Source organism: Pseudomonadota bacterium, from assembly GCA_039028155.1.
GTDB lineage: Bacteria > Pseudomonadota > Alphaproteobacteria > SP197 > SP197 > JANQGO01.
In genome coordinates this window covers 48,990-71,397 of sequence record JBCCIS010000023.1, presented here as the reverse complement: position 1 = coordinate 71,397, position 22,408 = coordinate 48,990, and the positions used below count along the sequence as shown (strand labels likewise).

Below are 22,408 nucleotides of genomic sequence, written 5' to 3'. Positions count from 1 at the left end.
GTCGCGCAGGTCCTCGCGTTTGCCCAACCGCGTCACCGGCTCCGCGTCGGCGGCAACCTGCAGGGCTTCTTCGGGAAACCGGGTTGGTATGCCGTGGCTTGCAATCGAGATCAGACTGATCGCCTCGGGATCGGTGAGGGCACCCAGCCGCTTGACGACCGTGGCCTGTCCCAGGCCGCGATGGCGCTGTGGCACGGTCTCGGCGAGAACGAGATCGCCCGGGTCGAGCGCGATATCGGGTGGAACGGTGGCAGCGAAGTGCCGCGCCATGCGCCGGTCGGTCGGCTCGATACGGTCGCCGGCGGGTGTTTTGCGATAGACGCCGACGACGCGTTCGAGTTCGCGGTCCAGCAGGCGTTTGACCTTGCCGGTAAAGCTGCCGTCCTCGTTGCGCTTGAGCGTGACGAGGGCGCGGTCGCCGATGCCGGGGTCGGGCGCGCGCCCGCGTGAGGGCAGCAGGCGAATGCGTGGCGGCGGGCCGTCGCCTTGCCACATCATAGGTTCGGCGATGGGCTCGCCGTCGTCGTCCAGGCCGACTACTTCGATAGCGGCTTCGGCGCCCAGCGTGCCGGGAACGCGCAGCCGTCGCCCGGCCTCTCGGCCGATCAGACCTTCGTCCTTCAGATCGCGGATCAGGCGGTTGAGTTCGGCGCGCGGGTGGCTACCGGTTATCCGAAACGCGCGCGCGATATCGCGCTTGCTGACGCGGCCGGGGTTTTCGGTGATGAACGCGAGGATGTCGTCGCGTGACGGCAGGGTCGTGGGTTCAGGTTTCCGCTTGGGCATGGTCATCCGCCTTGCCGTCGGGAGCGGAGTCTGCCTTGGGTTTCTTCGCCGGCTGTTTCTTCGCGGCGGTCTTTTTGCTTGCGGCCTTCTTGGCCGTTGATTTCTTTGCAGTAGATTTCTTTGCCTTCTTAGATTTCTTAGCGCCTTTCTTCGCGGCCTTTTCGGCGAGCAGGGTTACGGCCTGCTCCATGGTGATGTCCTCGATTTCGACGGACTTCGGCACCGACGCGAAGATGCGGTTGTGTTCGATGTAGGGGCCGTAGCGCCCCTTCTTGATGACGACGGGTTTTTCGTCGTCGGGGTGTGCGCCCAATTCGCGCAGTGGCTCCGCGGCGACACGGCCGCCGCGTGACTTGCCTTCGGCGATCACGGTGACCGCGCGGTTCAAGCCGATATCCAGAATATCGTCGTCCTTGGGCAGCGAGACGTACTTGTCGCCGTGTTTAAGGAACGGACCGTAGCGGCCGATGCCGGCGACAATCGGTTTGCCGTCTTCGGGATGGGCACCGATTTCGCGCGGCAGGCTCAAGAGCCGCAACGCGCGGTCCAGATCGACGTCGCCTGGCGCGGTGCCGCGGGGCAGGCCAGTGCGTTTCGGTTTCTTCTCCTTGTCGTCAGGGTCAGCCTCGCCGAGTTGCACGTAATGACCATAGGGTCCTTTGCGCAAGGAGACGGGCAGACCGGTCTCGGGGTCGTCGCCCAGCTGTTTGGGACCGGCATTGGTTTCGTCGTCGCCATCTTTGGCATCGACCATCAGCGGGCGCGTGAACTTGCAGTCGGGATAGTTTGAGCAGCCGACAAAAGCGCCGAACTTGCCGAGCTTCAGGCCCAGCCTGCCGTCTGCGCAAGCAGCACAACGACGGCTGTCCTCGCCATTGCTGCGCGGCGGAAAGACGTGGGCCTCCAGAATCGTTTCGATGCGGGCGAGGACATCCGAACGCTGCAACTCTGAAGCACCTTCGACTGCCATGTGGAAGGCGTTCCAGAACTCGCGCAGCACATCCTTCCAATTGAGTTCACCGTTCGAGATACGGTCGAGCTCGGTTTCGAGATCGGCGGTGAAGCCGTACTCGACATACTGCGGAAAGAAACTCTCCAGGAACGCGGTGACCAGGCGGCCGCGATCCTGCGGTACGAAACGCTTGCGGTCCAAGACCACGTAGTCGCGGTCCTGCAGCACGCTGATGATCGAGGCGTAGGTCGAGGGCCGGCCAATACCAAGCTCCTCAAGCCGCTTGACCAAACTGGCTTCGGTGAAGCGCGGAGGCGGTTCGGTGAAGTGTTGCTCGGGCCTGACGTCGCGGCGTTCCATCGGCTCGCCTTCCTTGACATCCGGGAGGCGCTTTTCGTCGGAGTCGTCATCGGCCTGATCGTCACGGCCTTCAAGGTAGAGCTTCATGAAACCATCGAAAGCCACGACCGACCCGGTCACGCGCAGGACGACATCGTGCTTGGGTGTGGCGATGTCGACGGCAACCTGATCGAGAATGGCCGACGCCATCTGGCTGGCCAGCGCGCGCTTCCAGATGAGTTCGTAGAGCCGGCGCTGGTCGGTATCCAGATAGCTGGCGATCGCGTCGGGCGTCCGCTCGAACCCGGTCGGGCGGATCGCCTCGTGGGCTTCCTGCGCGTTTTTGGCCGAGGAGCGGAACTGGCGCGGCTGCTCGGGCAGGTACTCCTTGCCAAACTTGGAACCGATCAGATCGCGCGCGCCGTTCAGCGCGACGGCGGCCATAGAGACACTGTCCGTTCGCATGTAAGTAATCAGGCCGACGGTTTCACCACCGATGTCGATGCCCTCGTACAGGCGCTGGGCGATCTGCATGGTGTGGCGTGCGTTGAAGCCGAGCTTGCGCGAGGCCTCCTGCTGCAGGGTCGAGGTGATGAACGGGGGCTGCGGATTGCGCCGAACCTGTTTGCGCTCGACATTCGACACCGCGAACGTGCCTTCGCGAATGCGCCGGGCCGCAGCTTCTGCCGCGCCGCGTTCGCCGAGCGCGAATTTGTCGAGCCTGGCGCCGTCCAACTGGGTCAGGCGCGCGGTCAGGATCTTGCCGTCGGTCTTGGCGAAGTCGGCTTCGACGGTCCAGTACTCCTTCGGAACGAAGGTCTCGATCTCGGCCTCGCGCGCACAGATCAGGCGCAGCGCGACGGACTGCACGCGTCCGGCCGAACGGCTGCCCGGCAGCTTGCGCCACAGGACTGGCGACAGGTTGAAGCCGACCAGATAGTCCAGCGCGCGCCGTGCCTGCTGCGCGTTCACCAGATCCATATCGATGTCGCGCGGGTGGGACATCGCGTCGGCGACGGCATCCTTGGTGATCTCGTGGAAGACGACACGGCGCACGGCGGTGCCGTTTAGCGCCTTCTGGTCTTTCAGCCAGTTCAGCACGTGCCACGAGATCGCTTCGCCCTCGCGGTCGGGGTCGGTCGCTAGATATAGGTTGTCGGCGCCCTTGACCGCGCTAGCGATCGCCTTGAGCTGCTTCATCGAGCGCTCGTTGGTCTCGTAGAGCATCTCGAAGTCTTTGTCGGGCAGCACCGAGCCGTCCTTCGACGGCAGGTCCGACACGTGTCCATAGCTCGCGAGTACCGAGAAGTCGCTCCCAAGGTACTTCTCGATCGTCTTCGCCTTAGCGGGTGACTCGACGACAACGACGTTCATCACGCGGTCCAATATGTCTTGGAAAACATGAGGTTTTTACTTCAACTCATTGATTAGGCGAGAGAAATCTTGTTCCCCGGGTGTCTCTCTATGCGCCCTTCGAGCTCAAGTTCCAACAGCATGGTCTGAGCATCGGCAGCGGTTACTTGGCACCGCCGCACGATTTCGTCAACCTCGACCGGCGTCGTACTCAGGCAATCCAGGATCCGGCGCGCCGTGTCCGCAGGGGTGGAATCCTGGTCGATTGGGCCTGTTTCGTGGGTCGTTTCGTCACCTGCGTCCAGACGAATGCGCCGGGGTTCCGGGCGGGCCAGCGCCTCGACAATATCGTCGATCCCTTCGGTCAAAATGGCACCCTGGCGAATCAGGTGGTTAGGACCCCGAGCCCGCGGATCGCGCGGCGAACCGGGCACCGCGAAGACCTCGCGACCTTCCTCGGCCGCCAGCCGTGCGGTGATCAGCGCGCCGGACTTCCGTGTCGCTTCCACCACGATGACCCCTTGGGCGAGGCCGGCGACGAGCCGGTTGCGCCGGGGGAAGTGGCCGGAGCGCGGCGTCAGGCCGAGCGGCTGTTCGGTAACAATCGCGCCATCGGTTTTCAGTTCACCATAGAGCGCCTCGTTTTCAGGCGGATAGATGTGGTCGATGCCGCCGGCCAGCACGGCGACGGTGCCGGTCGGCAGCGAACCTGTGTGCGCGGCGGCGTCGATGCCGCGGGCCATGCCGGATACCACAATGAAGTCCTTTTCGCCGAGTTCACGGGCAAGGTCCTCGGTCCAGCGCCTGGCGGCAGCCGAAGCGTTGCGGGCGCCAACAATTGCAATCATCGGCCCGCTCAGCAGTTCAGCATGACCGATCACGGCGATCGCCGGCGGCGGATCGCGTATCTCGGCGAGTTGCGGGGGATAGGCCTTATCGCCCCACACGATCATTTGCCCGCCGAGCTGTTCGAGGGCGGCGACTTCTCTTTGGGCCTCGGCCGCGGTCGCGACCTTCCTTGTCTTCAGGCGTGCGCGTTGCATCAGTCCAGGCAACTGCGCCAGCGCGGCGCTTGCGGAGCCGCATTCAGCCAACAACTCCTGAAACCGCATGGGACCGATGCCGCCGCTGCGCGCCAACGCCAGGCGCGCCATCCGTTCCCCGGCGTCCAGTGCCATCAACTCTTTCCTATTTTCGGTTCCTCGCCGCGGACTAGACGTACCATGTTCATGCGATGCTTGAAGAGTGTCAGGAGGGCAAGAACGCCAATCGCCTGAGTGTATTGCATGTCGTGAGTGAAATACCACACATAAGCTACTGATAAAATTGCTGCAATAACACTTGCAGGCGATACATATCGTGTTGCGGCGACGATGATCAGCCAGGTGCCGAAGCCGGCCAGGCCGGCGGGCCAAGAGATACCGAGAATGACGCCAAGGCCGGTCGCGATGCCCTTGCCGCCTTTGAATCTTAGCCAGATCGGGTACATGTGGCCGACCATGGCGGCGACGGCCGCGACGACCATATAGTCGGGTCCGCCGAAGTCGAACGCGAGCAAAACCGCTGCCGCACCTTTCGCGGTATCCAGGAGAAGTGTGAGTGCTGCCAACTCTTTGCGGCCGGTTCTTAAAACATTTGTTGCGCCGATGTTGCCGGAGCCGATCTTGCGCACATCGCCCAGGCCCGCGACGCGGGTGATGATCAGGCCGAACGGGATGGACCCCAGCAGATAGGCGATCACGGCGCAGGCATAGATCGGCCAAGTGTATTCGAGCCCGCCCAGCAAATCCGGCATGTCAGGTTCCGTCGGCGCTCAGTTGGAACACCGTACGCCCGTTCATGACGGTTCGTACGGTCCGGCCCTGCACCGGGCGGTCGTCGAACGGGGAGTTCTTCGATTTGCTCTGGAATGCCCGCCGGTCGATCTGCCAGGGGCGGTCGAGGTCAAACAGGCAGAGATCGGCCGGCCGCCCGGTCTCCAGCCGACCGGCGTTGAGCCCCATCAGATCGGCGGGTTTGTGGGTCAAGAGCGCCAACGCCTCCAGAAGACCGACATGGCGGTTGTGGACCTGTTCCAGCGTCAAAGGAAGCAGGGTCTCCAGACCGACGATGCCGAAGGCGGCCTGGGCGAACGGCTGGCGTTTGCTGTCCTGGTCGTGGGGCGCGTGATCGCTGACGACGGTGTCGACCGTGCCGTCGGCGAGCGCGGCGACGACCGCCTGCCGATCGGTCTCGTCGCGCAGTGGCGGGCGTACCTTGGCGAAGGTTCGGTAATCGCCAATTGCGGTTTCGTTAAGCGCGAAGTAGTGCGGCGCGGTGTCGCAGGTGACGTTCAGGCCGCGCGCCTTGGCCCGGCGCACGATATCCAGGCTCTCGGCGGTGGTCAGGTGGGCGAGATGCAGGCGACCGCCGGTCATCTCGGCCAGGCGCACGTCGCGGGCGGCCATGATTGATTCACTTGCCGCGGCCATGCCGGCGAGGCCGAGCCGGGTGGACGTCTCGCCGCTGTTCATTTGACCGCCGCCGGACAGGTTCAGGTCTTCGGCGTGGTGAATGATCAACGCGTTGAAGACGGTGCTGTAGGAGAGCGCGCGACGCAGCACCATGGCGTTCATGATGCTGTTCATGCCGTCGCTGAACGCGATCGCGCCGGCTTCCTGCAATAGTCCGATCTCGGTTAGTTGTTCGCCGCGCCGCCCCTTGGTCAGCGCGGCGATGGGGTGGACCTTGACGATCGCTGTTTCGCGCGCGCGCCGTTCGATGAAATGGACCAGCGAAACATCGTCTATCGGCGGTTCCGTGCTTGGCATGCAGGCCATCGTCGTGACGCCGCCCACCGCCGCCGATCGGCTGCCGGTCGCGATGGTTTCCTTGTGCTCGAAGCCGGGCTCGCGCAGGTGGGCCCGGTTATCGACCAGACCGGGCGCCAGGCAGAGTCCGGAACAGTCGACGCGCTCGATATCCTCAGCAAGTCCGTCGCCCGACACGGACGGGCCGAGATCCACAATCGTCTCGCCTTCGGTGATGACGCCGCCAGTGACATCAAGACCGGACGCCGGATCCAACAGCCGCGCGTTCAGATAGGCGACGCGGCCAGGCCTGGTCTTCTTGATCGATATGTCGGCGACAAAGTCAGCCAATGCGGGGCTCCGTCACTGATTGTGCCCGGGATCGTCCAGGTTCTGCGCCAGGACTTCCAAGCAGGCCTGGCGCACGGCGACACCCAGTTCGACCTGGTCCAGGATGACACTGCGGTTGATATCGTCGGCGACTTCGCTGTCGATCTCGACGCCGCGGTTCATGGGGCCGGGATGCATGATCAGCGCGTCCGGCTTGGCAACCGCGAGCTTCTCGTAATCAAGACCGAAGAAGCGGAAGTATTCGCGCTCCGACGGCACAAAGCTGCCCTGCATGCGCTCGGTCTGCAGACGCAACATCATGACGATGTCGACATCCTTCAGCCCCTCCAGCATATCGTGATGGACCTCGACGCCGTAGCGATCGACGGCGGGCGGCAGCAACGTCGGTGGCGCGACCAGACGAACCCGCGAACCGATGGCATTGAACAGCAGGATGTTGGAACGCGCGACGCGGCTGTGGGCGATGTCGCCGCAGATCGCGACGGTCAGGCCGGAGAGCTTGCCGAGACGGCGGCGTATGGTGAGCGCGTCCAAAAGCGCCTGGGTCGGATGCTCGTGGCTGCCGTCACCGGCATTGATGACGGCGGCGTTGACGTTTTCGGCCAACAGCTTGACCGCGCCGGAATCGGGATGGCGCACGACCAGCACATCCGGGTGCATGGCGTTCAGCGTCGCCGCCGTATCGATCAGCGTTTCGCCCTTTTTGATCGCGCTGGTCGTGGGCGACATGTTGATGACATCGGCACCCAGCCGCTTGCCCGCCAACTCGAATGACGTGCGCGTGCGTGTCGAGCTTTCGAAGAACATGTTGATCTGGGTGCGCCCGCGTAGCGCATCCATCGCCTTTTCCGCGCGCCGGTTAAGCGCGACGTAACCGTCGGCGACGTCCAGCAGACCGTCGATTTCAGCGGCGGAAAGCTCCTCGATACCGAGCAGATGGCGGTGGGGGTAGAAGGAAGATGTGGGCGCAGCACTCATGCTGAGAGCAAGGTTCTAACGAACCAGCGCCGCGCCGTCACGCCAAAACAGCCAGCGCCAGTGGAATGGTCACCATGGCGAGCACGGTTGTGCCGGTGATCACACCGGCCATCATACCCGCATTGCCGCTCATCTGGCGGGCCAGGACGTACGCGGACGGCGAGGCAGGCAGGGCGGCGAACAGGATGACGACCTGGCGTTCCAGGCCCTCGACGCCCAGAATCCAGGTCGCCAGGCCGGCGAGCAGAGGCAGAACGATCAGTTTGGCCGACGCGGCAGCCGCGATCGGCCAGCGCGACTCGACAAGCGACTGCCAGCGTAGCGATGCGCCGATGCAGAGCAGGCCCAGACCTAGCGCAGCTTCGCCCATGATGTCGAAGGTCGCATCGACGAAGTGCGGCAGGCCGAGCCCGCTGACGTTCAGCAAGATGCCGATGACACACGCCAGCACCAGCGGGTTGGTAGCGATCGCGCGGGCCATGAAGCGCCACGTGGTCGCGGCTGGCGAGGCCCAGCGGCCAAGCGCCAGGCAACTGATGACGTTGACGGTCGGGATGTAGACGGCAAGCAGGATACCGAAGACGGCGAGGCCGGCTTGGCCATAGAGCGCGACGCTGGCGGCAAGGCCCGTGTAGGTGTTGAAACGGATCGACGCCATCAGGAAGGTCGCGAAGTCCGTGTTGTTCATCCTGAGATAGGATTTGAGGAGGGGCAGGGCGGCCGAGAGCACGAGAGCGGGGGCGACGAGTGCCACCATGGTCGGCACGATGCCGTCTCCGCTGATCTCGTTGGTAGCCAACCGGGCGATCAGAAGCGCGGGGAACAGGACGAAGTAAGTCAGGCGTTCGGCCGCGGACCAGAAGTTGTCACCGGCGGCTAGCCACCGCTTGATCAGAACGCCGGCGGCAATGACCAGGAAGATGGGCGCCAGCGCCACAAAGGTCTCAACCACCCGCTGCCAGTCCCCTTTGTTTAAGCGCGTCAAGGACGCCTTGCAGGATGTAGGCGGCGGCAAGCTGGTCGACCTTTTCGCCGCGTTTTGCGCGGCTCAGGTCGGCCTCCAACATGGCGCGCTCGACCGCCTGGGTGGAAAGCCGCTCGTCCCAAAGCAGGAACGGCAGATCGACGGCTTTCAGAATGTTCCGCGCGATCTGCCGGGTCGCCTGAGCCCGCGGCCCCTCGCTGCCGTCCATGTTGCGCGGCAGGCCGGCGACAAGACCGACGATGCTGCGATCGGCGATCAGATCCAGCAGTTGGCGCAAGTCGTTCTGCCATTTGCCGCGCCTGATCGTATCGACGGGCGAGGCGATCAGGCGGGTGCCGTCGGATACCGCGAGGCCGATGGTCTTGTCGCCGATATCCAGGCCCAGAAGCGCGCCCGCTGCCGGCAGCGCGACGGCAAAGGCGTCGAGCTCGGTCACAGGCTTGCTGGTCGTTGAGGCGGGTGATAGGTTCCCGCGCCCTGATACATCTTCTGTCACGATTTTCTGCGTTGTTTCAGTGACTTCGCGCTGGTGTGATGGTTCCGATGCCCGGCTATCAAGGGCGCCGTGCAACGGAAGCTGAATCACACCAGAAACCAATAGATAATGACCCCAAACAAATCGCGTGGGTACGCGTTTCGCCTGGGGTCGTGGAGACATTGTCACATGTCGCTCGATAAGGCCACTGTCGCCCGCATCGCCAAACTCGCCCGCATCGACGTCGGTGAGGAAGACCAGGAGCGCCTTGCCGGCGAACTCTCCGGCATCATCGACTGGGTCGAGCAACTGGACGAGGTCGACACCGCCGACGTCGAGCCGATGACCAGCGTCGTCGAGATGACGCTGAAGTCGCGGCCCGATGAGGTGACTGACGGCGCGCGCCAGGACGACGTGCTGGCCAACGCGCCAAAGGCGGTTCACGGCTTCTATGTCGTGCCGAAGGTGGTTGAATGATGAGCGATCTTGTCGACATCACGATCGCTGATGCGCGCGACCTCCTGCATTCTGGTGAAACGTCGTCGCGCGAACTGGCCGAGGCGCAGATCGGGGCCATGGAGCGCCACCGCGACCTCAATGCCTTCATAACAGAGGCGCCGGAAACGGCGCTTGCCATGGCCGAGGCCTCGGACAAGCGGCGTGCCGGGGGCGAAGTCGGGGCGCTCGAAGGTATTCCCGTCGCGATCAAGGACCTGTTCTGCACCAAGGGGCTGTTGACCACCGCCGGCTCTCACATCCTGGACGGATTCCAGCCGCCCTATGAATCAACGGTCACCGCCAACATGTGGGCGGCGGGCGCGGTCATGCTTGGCAAGACCAACATGGACGAGTTCGCCATGGGGTCATCGAACCTGACCAGCTACTACGGCGGCGCGATCAACCCGTGGCGCATGCCCGGCGACAACAGGAAGCTGGTGCCCGGCGGATCGTCCGGCGGCTCGGCCTCGGCGGTCGCGGCGCGCATGGCGCTGGGCGCAACGGGCACGGATACCGGCGGCTCGATCCGCCAGCCCGCGTCCTTCACCGGCATCACCGGTTTGAAGCCGACCTATGGCCGCTGTTCGCGCTGGGGCATTGTCGCGTTTGCCTCATCGCTCGATCAGGCGGGACCCATGGCGCGCTCGGTGCGCGATTGCGCGATCCTGCTGGGCGCCATGGCCGGTCATGACGAGAAGGACTCGACCTCGGTCGATATCGAGGTGCCCGACTATGAGGCCGGCATCGACGATGGCGTGAAGGGCCTCACCATCGGTATTCCCAAGGAATACCGGGTTGATGGCATGCCCGGCGACATCGAGGATCTCTGGCAGAAGGGTATCCATTGGCTCGAGGAGCAGGGCGCCAAGACAGTCGAGATCAGCCTGCCGCACACCAAGTATGCGCTCCCCGCGTACTATATAGTCGCGCCGGCTGAGGCGTCGTCGAACCTGGCGCGCTATGACGGCGTGAAGTATGGCCTGCGTGTCGAGGCCGACGATCTGACCACCATGTACGAAAAGACCCGGGCCGAGGGCTTCGGCGCCGAAGTACAGCGCCGCGTTCTGATCGGCACCTACGTGCTTTCGGCGGGCTATTACGACGCCTATTACCTGAAGGCGCAGAAGGTGAGGACGCGCATCGCCGAAGACTTCAAGTCGGCGTTCGCGTCGGTCGACGCCGTCCTGACACCGACGGCGCCGAACACAGCCTTCAGCGCCGACGATCCGCCGACCGATCCGATCGAGATGTATCTGAATGACGTCTTCACCGTGCCCGCCAGCATGGCGGGCATCCCCGGCGTTTCGGTCCCGGCGGGTCTCTCCAGCGAAGGGCTGCCGCTTGGCCTGCAGGTGCTGGGCAAGGCGTTTGACGAACCAACGGTCCTCAAGGTCGCGCGGGCGCTGGAAGTCGCCGCGGCCTTCGATGCCCGCCCGGAAGGGATCTGAACAATGGCGAACACCATCGAAGGCGCGACGGGCACCTGGGAATACGTGATCGGGCTGGAGGTTCACGCCCAGATCATCTCGAAGTCGAAGCTGTTCTCCGGCGCCTCGACCGAGTTCGGCGCCGATCCCAACGCCCAGGTCTCGCCGATCGATGCGGGCATGCCGGGCATGCTGCCGGTGATCAACATGACCTGTATCGAACAGGCGGTGCGCACCGGCCTGGCGCTCAACGGCACGATCAACACCCATTCGGTGTTCGACCGGAAGAACTATTTCTACCCCGACCTGCCGCAGGGCTATCAGATCAGTCAGTACAAACAGCCGGTGGTGTCGGAAGGCAGCCTGACCATCGACATGGAAGACGGCGAGACCCGCGATATCGGCATCGAGCGTCTGCATGTCGAACAGGACGCGGGCAAGAGCCTGCACGACCAGGATCCCGCATCGTCCTATGTCGACTTGAACCGTTCGGGCATCGGGCTGATGGAGATCGTATCAAAGCCGGAATTGCGCTCGCCGGAAGAAGCCGGCGCCTATGTGCGCAAGCTGCGTTCGATCCTGCGTTATGTCGGCACCTGCGACGGCAACATGCAGGAGGGTTCGCTGCGCGTCGACGCCAACGTCTCCGTGCGCAAGCCGGGCGGCGAACTGGGCACCCGCTGCGAGATCAAGAACCTCAACTCCATGCGCTTCATGCAGCGTGCGATCGAATACGAAGCGATGCGCCAGATCGATGTCCTGGAGGCCGGCGGCGACGTCGATCAGGAAACCCGTCTGTTCGACGTCAATCGCGGCGAGACGCGCAGCATGAGGAGCAAGGAGGAAGCGCACGACTACCGCTATTTTCCCGATCCCGACCTGCTGCCGCTGCGCCTGGAGCAGGCCTGGGTCGACGGCATCGGCGAGACGCTGCCCGAATTGCCGGATGCCAAGAAGGACCGCTTCATGGCGGAGTTTTCGCTGTCGGCCTATGACGCGGGCGTGCTTGTCGCCGAGCAGGAGAACGCCGCGTTTTATGAGGAGGTCGCCGAGGGCCGCGACAAGAAGCTTGCCGCCAACTGGGTGATCAGCGAGTTGTTCGGCCAGCTCAACAAGGCCGGCAAGTCGGTTGACGAAAGCCCAGTCTCCGCCGCCGCCATGGGCGAACTCTTGGACTTGATCGCTGACGGCACAATCTCAGGCCGCACGGCCAAGGACGTCTTCACCGACATGTTCGAGACCGGCAAGGCGGCCGGCGTCATCGTCGAGGAGAAGGGCCTGAAACAGGTCTCCGATACCGGCGCGATCGAGGCCGTGATCGACGAAGTCATGGCGCGTGAGGACGCCAAGGTCGCGGAGTATCGTGGCGGCAAGGACAAGCTGTTCGGTTTCTTCGTCGGCCAGGTCATGAAAGCGTCCGGCGGCAAGGCCAATCCCAAGGTGGTGAACGAGCTGCTTCGCAAGAAGCTCGATGGCTGACCTGCCGGCCGGGGCGAACACCGACACGCTGCTCGCCCAGGCGCTCGGTTGGCTGGAGCCGATGTCCGGCGGCGTTGTCCCGGCCATCGAACCGGCGACGACCTATAAGCGCGATCCCGCCATGCCAGTGGACGAGGGCCTTTGGTACAGCAGGCCCGACAATCCCTGTTACTGGCAGGTCGAGGCGCTGATCGCGCGGCTCGAAGGCGCCGAGGCGGCGCTTGTCACCGGGTCCGGGTCGGCGTCGATGGCGATGGTCGCCGAAGCGCTAACCGTCGGCGATCACGTCCTGATCCCCAAGATGGCCTATGGCGGCCTTCATTTTTTGGCCACCGACATGGCGAACCACTGGGGCATCCGGTTCGATAGCTATCCCGCCGGCGATCTTGATGCGCTCAAAACGCTGATGCGGCCCGGTGAGACGAAGATCGTCTGGGTCGAGGCGCCATCCAATCCCGAACTCATCGTCACCGATATCGCGGCCGCGTCGGCGATTGCGCACGACGCTGGCGCGCGGCTTGTGGTCGACAGCACGTTTGCGCCGCCGCCGCTGTTTCGGCCCATCGACCTTGGCGCGGACCTCGTTCTGCATTCGGCGACGAAGTTCCTGAACGGCCACAGCGACGTCGTCGCCGGTTCGATCGCCACCGCGCGATGCGACGATTTCTGGGACCACATCGCGCACATGCGGTTCCGGTCCGGTGCGGTGCTGGGACCGTTCGAGACCTGGCTGATGTTGCGCGGCATGCGGACGCTGCATGTGCGCATGGAGCGCGCGCAGCAGAACGCGCAGGCTGTCGCGGCGTTCCTGGCCCAGCACGATCGCGTCAGCCGCGTCTACTATCCCGGTCTGCCCGAGCACCCCAGCCACGATCTCGCGCGACGACAGATGGCCGGCTTTGGCGCCATGATTGCGTTCGACGTCGATGGCGGTGCCGATGAAGCCGCCGCCGTGTGGGGCGGCACGAAGGTGTTCAAGAACGCGACGTCACTGGGCGGCCCCGAAAGTCTGATCGAACACCGCCACGTCTCCGACGGCTACGACACGCCCGTGCCGCCATCCCTGTTGCGGCTGTCAATCGGGCTGGAGGACCAGGACGACCTGATCGCCGATCTGGACCAGGCTCTTGGCGGGCCGGCGTCCAACCGCAAGCCAGGCACCGCGACCAACCTGGCGCAGGGGCTGGGTTGGGAAAGCAAGCCCCATGGCGGCGTCATTCTGCCGCTCTACATGGCCGCGACCTATCAGCGCGCGCCCGACGCCTATGGCGAAGGCTATAGTTACGGCCGTGATCACAACCCGAATTTCGAACAGCCGGAAGCGCTGCTCGCCGAACTCGAAGGCGGAGCCGCCGCCAGGATCTTCAGTTCGGGCATGGCGGCGACTGCTGCCGTCTTCCAAGCGCTCAGCCACGGCGATCATGTCGTCGTTCAGGACACACTCTATTGGGGCGTGCGCGCGTTTCTGAAACAACTCGCCGTCAAATGGGGCATCGCCATCGACTGGTTCCCGTCGGGCGATCTCGACGCGTTGCGCGCCATGGTACGCGACGGCGAGACGAAGGTTGTCTGGATCGAAACGCCGGCCAATCCGGAAATGACGATCATCGATATCGCCGGTGCCGCGGCGATCGCGCACGATGTCGGCGCGCGCCTTGTTGCCGACAACACGTTCGCCACGCCGCTTGTGACCCGTCCGCTCGACCTGGATGCCGACATGGTCATGCACTCGGCGACCAAGTACCTGAACGGCCACAGTGACGTTGTCGCCGGCGCGCTGGTCACCGCGCGTGACGATGATTTCTGGCAAGAGGTCGCGGCCGTCCGCCATCTTGCCGGTGCGATCCTCGGCCCGTTCGAAGCCTGGCTCTTGATGCGCGGCATGCGCACGCTCGATGTACGCCTGGAGCGCGCCATGGCCAACGCGATGGCGGTGGCCGAGCACCTGGAGAATCACGGCGCGGTCAGCCAGGTGCTTTATCCCGGCCTTGCCAGTTTCGCCGGTCATGACATGGCGCGTGGACAAATGGCCGGCGGTTTCGGCGCCATGCTCAGCATCCGCGTCGGGGGCGGCGAAGATGCCGCCAAGCGTGTATGGTCGGGCTTCCGGGTGTTCAAGACGGCGACGTCCTTGGGCGGTGTCGAGAGCCTGGTCGAGCATCGTGGCAGCGTCGAGGGCGCGGATAGTCCGGTGCCTAAGGACCTGTTGCGCCTGTCGGTTGGCATCGAACACATCGACGATTTGATCGCCGATCTCGACCGCGCCCTGACCCATGCGTGAGGTGAAGCAGAGCCCGTGCCTTTCATTCCGATCAGCGACGAAAACGACCTCCGCCTGATCGGCTTTCAGATTGTGACGGCGGTGCTAATCGCCGCCAACGTCCTCGTCTTCCTGTGGCAGTTAACGCTGGACGACGAGAGCCTTTGGAGCTTTTGGTACAGCTACGGCCTGATCCCGGCGGTGCTGACCGGCGGGCGCGAGTTGATGCCGTCGCTTGAGAAGGTCCCCGCCTGGGCGACGATCTTCACCAGCATGTTCCTTCACTCCAGCTACTGGCATGTCGGCGGCAACATGTTGTTCCTGTGGGTCTTTGGCGACAACATCGAGGACGCCACCGGCCATGTGCGCTTTGTCTTTTTCTTTCTCCTGTGCGGCATCGTTGCCGGCCTCTCGGAGGTGGTCGTTGCTCCCAGCAGTACGGTGCCCGTGGTTGGCGCCAGTGGCGCTATCGCCGGCATACTCGGCGGCTACCTCGTGCTGCATCCACGCCGGCGCCTCCTGATCCTGGTCATGCGCACGGTACCGATACGGCTCAATGTCGGTCTGGTGCTCGTCTTCTGGATCCTGTTTCAGATTGGCGCGGCGCTTGTCGTCGGGGGTGATGAGGACAACGAGACCGCGTGGTGGGCCCATGTCGGCGGTTTCCTGGCCGGTATGGTGTTGATACCTTTGTTCAAGCGGCGCGACATCCCGCTGTTCGATGGCCAGCCTCTGGCATTCGCCATGTTCTACCGGCGGCACGATGCCGCCGACAATCCAGACGAGAAGGACGACAGACCGTGAACAATGGCGACCCAACCGATCTCGATGCCTTCGTGACGTTTATCTATACGCCGGACACACCGCGCGCCTTCGCGTTCTACGAAGAGGTCCTGGCGCTGCCGCTGATCCATGACGAAGGCGTGGCGCGTATCTATCGCATTGCCGGCAGCAGCTATCTGGGAGTCTGTCAGGAAGGCGAGGGACGCCCGTGCGAGCCGCGCGGCCTCTGCTTGTCCTTGATCACCGATGATGTCGACGGTTGGTACGCGCGCCTGACGGCCGAGGGTGTTTCCACCGAAGGCCCGCCCAAAGCACTGCCGCAATATGGCGTCTACAGTTTCTTTCTGCGCGACCCCGATGGCCACTTGATCGAGGTGCAGCGCTTCGACAATCCCGACTGGGCGAAGACATAAAAGGGGAGCGAACACGATGATCGATCTTTATTGGTGGGGCACACCAAACGGCCGCAAGGTCTCCATCATGCTGGAGGAAGTAGGGCTTCCGTACCAGGCGCATCACGTCGATATCGGTTCCGGCGATCAGTACAAGCAGGCGTTTCTGGAGATCAGCCCAAACAACAAGATCCCAGCAATCGTCGATCCTGACGGTCCGGACGGCAAACCGATCTCGGTCTTCGAGTCCGGCGCGATCCTGATTTACCTGGCTGAGAAGACCGGCCAGTTCCTGCCCAGCGAACCACGCGCCCGGTTGGACGTGCTGCAATGGCTGATGTTCCAGATGGGCGGTGTCGGGCCAATGTTCGGCCAGGCCAATCACTTCATCAAATTTGCCAGGGAGGAGGTGCCTTACGCCGTCGAGCGCTACCGCGCCGAGGCTATGCGCCTGCTGGGTGTCATCAATACGCGTCTTGCCGATGTCGATTATCTGGCGGGTGAGTATTCGATTGCCGATATCGCGACCTGGCCCTGGGTCATGCGCGCGGAGTGGTACGACACCAACTGGGACGACTTTCCCAATACAAAACGCTGGTACGACACGATTGGCGAACGCCCGGCCGTCCAGCGCGGCGTTGAAGTCGAGTAAGCAGAGGAACTCCCATGAGCCGCATGTTCAATGACAGCCACCGCGAGCTACAGGACGCCTTCGGCACCCGCCGGATGGCCGACCTCAACATCGAGAGCGACCTGCACGACAAGCTTGAAGAAAGCGAACGGGCCTTCATCGAATCACGGGACATGTTCTTCCTGTCCACAGTCGACGATCGCGGCCGCCCGACCGTCTCCTACAAAGGCGGCGATCCCGGTTTCATCAAGGTCGCCGATCCCGGTACGCTGCTGTTTCCAAGCTATGACGGCAACGGCATGTTCTATTCCATGGGCAACATCGCCGGGAGCGCAGAGGTCGGCATGCTCTTCATCGACTTCGAGAAGCCGCGTCGGATGCGTCTGCAGGGCATCGCCGAACTTGTTCGCGACGAGGCCGTGACCGGCCTGTGGAAGGAGGCCGACCTTGCTGTGCGGGTCGCGATAACGGACATTTGGGTCAACTGCCCGCGTTACGTCCATCGCTACCGCAAGGTGAAGGCGTCTCACTACGTGCCGCGCGAAGGCGAAGAGACGCCGCTGGCCGAATGGAAGCGCATCGACACGCTGAAAGACGGCCTGCGCGACCATGAGCGGCGGGAGGTCGAAAAGCGCGGCACGATCTCCGAGGAGGAGTGGGTGGCCAGAGTCGAGGAGGGTGCCGAGGACGCATGAGGCGCCTGCCGCGCCCAATCCGGAATATTGACGCGGCCTGCCGCCATCACTAGAAACGGCGGCGGAGAGGTGGCCGAGTGGTCGAAGGCGCTCCCCTGCTAAGGGAGTATGGGTCAAAAGCCCATCGAGGGTTCGAATCCCTTCCTCTCCGCCACTAACCCTTGAGAACCCGGCTTCAGAAGGCCGGCCTGCATGACGTTCCATGGGCACAGACGGGCCGATGACATCGCTCGTGGCGTTGTGCTACCCTCCGCGCCGGCGCTGGTGGAGGTGTAAAAGAGTGCGGTCTCAAGCTGCCAATTCGTGTGGTGTCCAAGCGGGTGGTCCATGATCAACCCGTCTAGTCGTGGTGACGGGGCAGCTACAGAAAACACAGACCAAACGAAATCCGAGAGGCGAACGGCGAACTGGAACTATGCCGTTTTTCTGGCTCAGGGCATTGTCGCGAATGCCTCGAAGTCGATAGGCAGCGCGCGGCTCCTACTTCCCTACCTCTATGTTGCGACTGGATCGCCGGTATTTCTGGCCGGCATGCTCATGCCGATCGTGTCGGGCTCGCGGCTGGTCGGACAGGTCGTTGCCGCGCCCTATGTCAGCGCCGCGCGGGGCCGAAAGTGGATCTTGTTCGCCGGCTGGATGATGACGGCGGCCGGGTTGGCCGCGGCGGCGTGGAGTGCCAGCATCGCCGATCACTGGGTCGTCATGCTCATCTTCGCCAGCGCATCCGTCGCCATGGGGCTCGCCAAGGGCATCAATGGTCTCGCGTTCAACGACTTGATGTCGCTCAACCTCAGCAAGTCGCGGCGAAACTCCGGCCTCTACCTGATGTCGGCCGCAGCTGGTGTGGTCACCATTGCCGTCACCTGGTCCATCTACGAATTGTCGGAGGGCGACAAGTCGGTCGTCCACTACGTCAACCTGGCAATTGCTGCGGCGGCGGTCACGGCGGTGGCGGCGGTGATTATTGTGTTCTTCCGCGAGGTCAAGGTCGCGCCGAAGACGCCGCGAGGCGAGGCGGGCGAAGGCCACCCGAGGCGGGAGACAAAACCCAGTTTGTTCGTGCGAATGGAAAAGTTTCGCGACGTCCTGCAGTTCCGCTGGTTCCGCCGTTACCTCTATATGCGTTGCCTGACGACCACCGTCATCGTCGCGATGCCGTTCTACGCCGTGCACGGTGCGACCCACCACGCCGACAAGAACGCGTCGGGCCTTAGCGCCTTTGTTATCGCGACGAGTGTGGCGGTCATCATTGCTGGGCCGATTTGGCAGCGGGTCGGCAAGCGCTCGCAACGGGTCGCGATGGCGCTGGGTTCAGCGCTCGTGGGTGTCGCGGGCATGTGGGCCCTGGCCATCGATGAAGTCTCGTCGCTCCAGACCGTTCTGGCCCATTGTTTTGTCTTCGGCATGGCCGCCGCCGGTATTCAGGCGGTGAACCAGTCGCGCATGCTGTTCCTGATCGACGCGGCGCCGAAAGAGGAGCTTACGTATTATGTCGCGGTGACCAACACGGTGAGCGCGATCCTTGCGCTCGTCGTCGCGGCCTTCTTCGGCTACATCGCGCAAATCCAGGGTGTCATCTGGCCGGTCATTCTGGTGGCAATTCTGAACTTCATCGCCGCGGCTTACTCACTCACGTTGAAGGAGCCGTCGTCCGGCGAAACCAACGGCGTGTCCCAGGGCGCCGAGAGCGCGGCAAAGCCGTGACATGTTTCCGCCACGCGGCTGCCGATCTGCAGATAGGGGCGTGAACGGTCGGTAATGGAGGGTCTCAATCAAACGGCTCAGAAATTCCTGAGATCCTATGAGCAGCAGTACCGGCAGTTTCAGGCAGAGGCGGAGCTTGCCCGGGGCTTCATCAAAGAGGTAACGCGCGGCAGCAGCGCCCTTGTTCACACGATTGCCGCGCGGGCGAAGACGCCGGAATCCGTGCTGCGCAAGATCCGCCGCAAGCATTACAGCGATCCGGATAAGCAAGTCACGGACCTGATCGGCGTCCGTGTCATCACGTTTTACAGCGACGACGTCGATGCGATCGCGGCCCGGCTTCAGGATAACCTGGACATCAACCTGCCGGAGAGCATCGACAAGCGTGTCCAACTGGGCTTGCGCGAGTTCGGGTATCGTTCGGTGCAGCTCATCGCCCGGTTAAAGCCGGCGCATCCCTCGACCGAGGACTTTAAGGTCCTGAAGGGCAGGTGGTTCGAGATCCAGGTCCGGAGCATTCTCGAGCACGCCTGGGCCGAGATCGAGCACGAGGTCGTTTACAAGTCCGGTGTGCGGTTTCCCGAGGAGGTCGTCCGCCGGTTCGCGTCATTGGCCGGGACGCTGGAGCTACTCGACAGCGAGTTTCTAGCCTTGCGGCAGGAGCGCGACGACCTAATCGATGGTTACCGTCATGCCTATACGAAACATGGCGATGATCGAAGGGCGTTCGATGTTGCGCGGCTCTTGGGATACCTGGAGGCCGCGCGGCCCAAAGGGCTGAGTTGGCGCCAAGCGGAGGAGGCCGGAACGCCCTTCCACGCGGGCCTCGACAGCTCTTGCGTCGACGCGCTGAAGGCTGTCGGACTGGGTACGGCGCGCTCGCTCAGTGATGTCTTCAAGTCTCGCCGTTTTCGTTACGCCGCATCCTCGTTCGCTGCATCGCAGGGCATCGCTCCCAAGAGCGTCTCGCATGTCGCTGCGGTGGTGCTTGCGTTGGTCGTGACTGATGCCAACGTCATTCGGCGACACTTTCCCGATGTCGTCTTCGATTCGGCGATCGAGGAGATGATCGAAAGGCGCTTGGCCAAGCGGTCCGGTTGAGAGCGCACGCGCCCGAAGGGCCGTGGCGCAAAACTTCCCCAAGAGGGCCGTTGCGAGACGGCTGGCGCGGGTCGGCCCAGAACCGGTGGGGGTCGGCAAGCGCTTTTCATCGCCGTTTCTGGGCGACACAATGGCTCGGCGCGAAAACAGGGGGCCGCATGAGCGAGACGGACTTTCAGGCCGCGATCACCGCGCGCTATGACGCGCCAATGTATCGGGCGTTGCTTGAGGTCTATGGCGACCAGATCCATCCCGGCTTCTTCGAGACCGGCAGGGAGGACCTGCAGGCGGCGGCCCTTGAAGCGACCAAACGCCTCGCCGAACTTGCCGATCTGCAGCCAAGCAGCTGCGTTTTGGAGACCGCCTGCGGCGTCGGTGGAACGGCGCGGTATCTGGCGGCAGCATACGGCGTGGACATGACGGCGACGAACATCTCCAAGGGCCAGCTTGAAACCGCTGCGGAGTGGACCGCCGGAAAGCCGGGCGCCGAGCGCATTACTTATGCCTTCGCGGATTTCCAGGCGCTGCCCTATGAGGACGGGTCGTTCGACGTCTATTGGTGTCAGGACTCCCTGTTGTTCTCGCCGGACCGCTCGCGTGCGATCGCCGAGGCGGCGCGCGTGCTTCGTCCGGGCGGAACGATCGCGATCACGGATCTGACGGTCGTCGGTATGCCCGCGGGCGCGTCCGAGGCCTTGCTGGCCGAGATCTCGGAGCCAGGCTTCTGGTCGCTCGGTGACTACATCCGGGGCCTGGAGAGTGCGGGGTTCGTGGTCATGGCTCAGGAGGATTGGGGACGTCATGTCCTGCCGTTCTTCGAACGTATTCGCCGCGACATAAGGGACAATCGCGAGAAGCTTGCCGCGTACGCTAGCCTCGCTGAGGTCGACGACACCATCGTGCGTTATGATCTGTGGCGTGACGCCAGCCGAACCGGACATCTGGGTTGGGGCGCCGTCATTGGCCGCAAACCAGAGGAGTGACTTGATGAAGACCACTGACGACGACCTTGCCATTGCGCGTGAGGCCATGAGCAAGGTGCCGTTTCTCGCTACGATTGATCCCTCATCGTGCACGATCGAACGCTTGCATGGTCTGACCAACAAGGTCTACCGGGTCGATGCGCCTGATGGTGCGAGCTACTGCGTGCGCGTGCCCGGCGACGGCACCGAGGGGTTCATCGACCGGTCGGTCGAGCGGGTCAACGCACGAGCAGCGGCCGCTGCGGGCGTCAGCCCGGAGGTCCTCTATTTCGGCGACGACGCGTTGATGGTGACGCCTTTTTTGGGCGATACCACGACCATGTCGCAGGAGCTTCTGCAGACATTGCCGGGCGCGCCGGCGCGGGCCGGAGACGCGTTCCGCAAGCTGCATACCTCGGGCGAGACGTTTGAGTTCCGCTTCGAGCTGTTCGCGATGATCGACGATTACCTGGCCCATCTCGACAAGCTCGGCGTCACCGAACTGCCTGAGGGCTACCATGAGGCGGTCGCCGAGGCTGAGGCCGTGCGCAAAGCGCTGGATGCTCATGAGATGCCACTCACCGCCTGCCACTGTGATCCCATGGTCGAGAACATGCTGGATGACGGCAAGCGCATGTGGATCATCGACTGGGAGTATTCCGGCATGAACGATCCGCTTTGGGATCTCGGCGACTTCTCTGTCGAGGCCGGCTTCAATACCGACCAGGACCGCGACATGATGGAAGCCTATTTTGGCCGCGCGCCCACGGCTTTCGAGCACGGTCGCATGGTGCTCTACAAAGCCATGTGCGACCTGCTGTGGACCCTGTGGGGCCTCATCCAGCACGCCAACAAGAACCCGGTCGACGACTTCTGGGCCTATGCGGTCAATCGCTTCGAGCGTTGCAAGACGCTGATGAACGACCCGTCCTTTAGCGATCACGTGGCGGCCGCGCGGGCCGGCTGAGGCCGCGGATCTGCCACTATCCGCCGCGAAAGCGCGAACGTAAGCGGCCGGGCTGTCTCGCGCAAGTGTCACTATGTGACATAGCTGCGCATTACTTGACAGGTATCATGACAACACCGAACATTTATGGGCAGGGAAACGCAACGTCTTCTGCCGCCATGCCCGGGACCGGCATGGCAGGACACCAAGTGGCCGAAAACCACAATCGGCCCGGGGAATGGGGGAGGTTTGTCGGACAGGGCCGCATCGTTGCCGATGTGCCAGTCACCCAAGTCTTGGGTTACGGCAAGCTGTCGCGATAGCGTCTCTCCAACCATCGCCCCAGTCCCAACCTGCAAGCTCAACAGTGTTCCACCGCAGTGGATGTTGCCGAGTTCGGTGACACCCGCATGTGCTGCCGCATGCCCAGGTGTCGTCGCCAGCCAACAACGGGAGTGAGGTGCATCATGTCGAGGAAGTCACAATCAACAAGCCGCGCTGGCAATCAGACCACGCGTCGAC

At 63.5% G+C, this 22,408-nt stretch carries 20 protein-coding genes and 1 tRNA gene; 13 read left to right on the top strand and 8 right to left on the bottom strand.

The annotated features are described in order from the left end of the window. From AAF563_13820 to ruvX, 8 genes are all read right to left on the bottom strand, one after another. The coding region (locus AAF563_13820; GenBank protein ID MEM7122356.1) for a ribonuclease R at positions 1-786 on the bottom strand (786 nt) is incomplete at its 3' end. Then, positions 767-3,451 carry a type I DNA topoisomerase gene (gene topA, locus AAF563_13815; protein MEM7122355.1) on the bottom strand — a complete coding sequence of 895 codons (2,685 nt, stop codon included), beginning with the start codon at positions 3,449-3,451 and terminating at the stop codon, positions 767-769. The genes AAF563_13820 and topA, both read right to left, overlap by 20 nt. Before the next feature lie 53 nt (positions 3,452-3,504). After that, the gene (gene dprA, locus AAF563_13810; GenBank protein ID MEM7122354.1) at positions 3,505-4,608 is read right to left on the bottom strand and encodes a DNA-processing protein DprA; all 1,104 of its coding nucleotides are present in this window, start codon (positions 4,606-4,608) and stop codon (positions 3,505-3,507) included. Next, positions 4,608-5,225, bottom strand: a complete 618-nt coding sequence (gene plsY, locus AAF563_13805; protein ID MEM7122353.1) for a glycerol-3-phosphate 1-O-acyltransferase PlsY — start codon at positions 5,223-5,225, stop codon at positions 4,608-4,610. Before plsY ends, dprA begins: the two co-directional genes overlap by 1 nt. A 1-nt stretch (position 5,226) precedes the next feature. Next, positions 5,227-6,570, bottom strand: coding sequence for a dihydroorotase (gene pyrC / locus AAF563_13800; protein ID MEM7122352.1), 1,344 nt, complete (start codon positions 6,568-6,570; stop codon positions 5,227-5,229). A gap of 12 nt (positions 6,571-6,582) precedes the next feature. Continuing rightward, positions 6,583-7,548 carry an aspartate carbamoyltransferase catalytic subunit gene (locus AAF563_13795; GenBank protein MEM7122351.1) on the bottom strand — a complete coding sequence of 322 codons (966 nt, stop codon included), beginning with the start codon at positions 7,546-7,548 and terminating at the stop codon, positions 6,583-6,585. 37 nt (positions 7,549-7,585) lie between these two features. Next, complete coding sequence (locus AAF563_13790; GenBank protein MEM7122350.1) at positions 7,586-8,500, bottom strand: AEC family transporter; 915 nt, start codon at positions 8,498-8,500, stop codon at positions 7,586-7,588. After that, complete coding sequence (ruvX, locus tag AAF563_13785) at positions 8,493-8,969, bottom strand: Holliday junction resolvase RuvX (protein MEM7122349.1); 477 nt, start codon at positions 8,967-8,969, stop codon at positions 8,493-8,495. The genes AAF563_13790 and ruvX overlap by 8 nt, the downstream gene beginning before the upstream one ends. 228 nt (positions 8,970-9,197) lie before the next feature. Between ruvX and gatC the strand changes: the two genes are divergently transcribed. The 13 genes from gatC (at position 9,198) to AAF563_13720 (ending at position 21,907) form a co-directional block, all read left to right on the top strand. Then, entirely contained in the window at positions 9,198-9,485 is a 288-nt protein-coding gene (gene gatC / locus AAF563_13780) for an Asp-tRNA(Asn)/Glu-tRNA(Gln) amidotransferase subunit GatC (GenBank protein MEM7122348.1), read from the top strand. Beyond that, positions 9,485-10,954, top strand: coding sequence for an Asp-tRNA(Asn)/Glu-tRNA(Gln) amidotransferase subunit GatA (gene gatA / locus AAF563_13775; GenBank protein ID MEM7122347.1), 1,470 nt, complete (start codon positions 9,485-9,487; stop codon positions 10,952-10,954). Before gatC ends, gatA begins: the two co-directional genes overlap by 1 nt. A gap of 3 nt (positions 10,955-10,957) precedes the next feature. Continuing rightward, the gene (gene gatB, locus AAF563_13770) at positions 10,958-12,412 is read left to right on the top strand and encodes an Asp-tRNA(Asn)/Glu-tRNA(Gln) amidotransferase subunit GatB (protein MEM7122346.1); all 1,455 of its coding nucleotides are present in this window, start codon (positions 10,958-10,960) and stop codon (positions 12,410-12,412) included. Further along, positions 12,405-14,693, top strand: coding sequence for an aminotransferase class V-fold PLP-dependent enzyme (locus AAF563_13765; protein ID MEM7122345.1), 2,289 nt, complete (start codon positions 12,405-12,407; stop codon positions 14,691-14,693). The genes gatB and AAF563_13765 overlap by 8 nt, the downstream gene beginning before the upstream one ends. Positions 14,694-14,708: 15 nt before the next feature. Continuing rightward, entirely contained in the window at positions 14,709-15,476 is a 768-nt protein-coding gene (locus AAF563_13760; GenBank protein ID MEM7122344.1) for a rhomboid family intramembrane serine protease, read from the top strand. After that, positions 15,473-15,868 (top strand): VOC family protein, encoded by a 396-nt coding sequence (locus tag AAF563_13755; protein MEM7122343.1) that lies wholly within the window; start codon positions 15,473-15,475, stop codon positions 15,866-15,868. The genes AAF563_13760 and AAF563_13755 overlap by 4 nt, the downstream gene beginning before the upstream one ends. A gap of 16 nt (positions 15,869-15,884) precedes the next feature. Beyond that, a complete protein-coding gene (locus AAF563_13750) occupies positions 15,885-16,499 on the top strand; it encodes a glutathione S-transferase N-terminal domain-containing protein (protein ID MEM7122342.1) in 615 nt (204 codons plus the stop codon). 14 nt (positions 16,500-16,513) lie between these two features. Further along, the gene (locus tag AAF563_13745; protein MEM7122341.1) at positions 16,514-17,173 is read left to right on the top strand and encodes a pyridoxamine 5'-phosphate oxidase family protein; all 660 of its coding nucleotides are present in this window, start codon (positions 16,514-16,516) and stop codon (positions 17,171-17,173) included. 63 nt (positions 17,174-17,236) lie between these two features. Beyond that, positions 17,237-17,327, top strand: a tRNA-Ser gene (locus AAF563_13740). Between the two features lie 173 nt (positions 17,328-17,500). After that, positions 17,501-18,877 (top strand): MFS transporter, encoded by a 1,377-nt coding sequence (locus tag AAF563_13735; protein ID MEM7122340.1) that lies wholly within the window; start codon positions 17,501-17,503, stop codon positions 18,875-18,877. 54 nt (positions 18,878-18,931) lie between these two features. Next, entirely contained in the window at positions 18,932-19,978 is a 1,047-nt protein-coding gene (locus tag AAF563_13730; GenBank protein MEM7122339.1) for a hypothetical protein, read from the top strand. Between the two features lie 158 nt (positions 19,979-20,136). Continuing rightward, on the top strand, positions 20,137-20,961 hold the full coding sequence (locus AAF563_13725) for a methyltransferase domain-containing protein (GenBank protein ID MEM7122338.1): 825 nt from the start codon (positions 20,137-20,139) through the stop codon (positions 20,959-20,961). A gap of 46 nt (positions 20,962-21,007) precedes the next feature. After that, positions 21,008-21,907 (top strand): choline/ethanolamine kinase family protein, encoded by a 900-nt coding sequence (locus AAF563_13720; protein MEM7122337.1) that lies wholly within the window; start codon positions 21,008-21,010, stop codon positions 21,905-21,907. Positions 21,908-22,408 lie beyond the last annotated feature (501 nt).

What these genes read in the sequence shown, in the direction of transcription:
- topA (MEM7122355.1), bottom strand. Translation starts at nt 3,451, where the DNA reads ATGAACGTCGTTGTCGTCGAGTCACCCGCTAAGGCGAAGACGATCGAG.
- dprA (MEM7122354.1), bottom strand. Translation starts at nt 4,608, where the DNA reads ATGGCACTGGACGCCGGGGAACGGATGGCGCGCCTGGCGTTGGCGCGC.
- plsY (MEM7122353.1), bottom strand. Translation starts at nt 5,225, where the DNA reads ATGCCGGATTTGCTGGGCGGGCTCGAATACACTTGGCCGATCTATGCC.
- AAF563_13795 (MEM7122351.1), bottom strand. Translation starts at nt 7,548, where the DNA reads ATGAGTGCTGCGCCCACATCTTCCTTCTACCCCCACCGCCATCTGCTC.
- gatC (MEM7122348.1), top strand. Translation starts at nt 9,198, where the DNA reads ATGTCGCTCGATAAGGCCACTGTCGCCCGCATCGCCAAACTCGCCCGC.
- gatA (MEM7122347.1), top strand. Translation starts at nt 9,485, where the DNA reads ATGAGCGATCTTGTCGACATCACGATCGCTGATGCGCGCGACCTCCTG.
- gatB (MEM7122346.1), top strand. Translation starts at nt 10,958, where the DNA reads ATGGCGAACACCATCGAAGGCGCGACGGGCACCTGGGAATACGTGATC.
- AAF563_13765 (MEM7122345.1), top strand. Translation starts at nt 12,405, where the DNA reads ATGGCTGACCTGCCGGCCGGGGCGAACACCGACACGCTGCTCGCCCAG.
- AAF563_13750 (MEM7122342.1), top strand. Translation starts at nt 15,885, where the DNA reads ATGATCGATCTTTATTGGTGGGGCACACCAAACGGCCGCAAGGTCTCC.
- AAF563_13745 (MEM7122341.1), top strand. Translation starts at nt 16,514, where the DNA reads ATGAGCCGCATGTTCAATGACAGCCACCGCGAGCTACAGGACGCCTTC.
- AAF563_13735 (MEM7122340.1), top strand. Translation starts at nt 17,501, where the DNA reads ATGATCAACCCGTCTAGTCGTGGTGACGGGGCAGCTACAGAAAACACA.
- AAF563_13730 (MEM7122339.1), top strand. Translation starts at nt 18,932, where the DNA reads ATGGAGGGTCTCAATCAAACGGCTCAGAAATTCCTGAGATCCTATGAG.
- AAF563_13725 (MEM7122338.1), top strand. Translation starts at nt 20,137, where the DNA reads ATGAGCGAGACGGACTTTCAGGCCGCGATCACCGCGCGCTATGACGCG.
- AAF563_13720 (MEM7122337.1), top strand. Translation starts at nt 21,008, where the DNA reads ATGAGCAAGGTGCCGTTTCTCGCTACGATTGATCCCTCATCGTGCACG.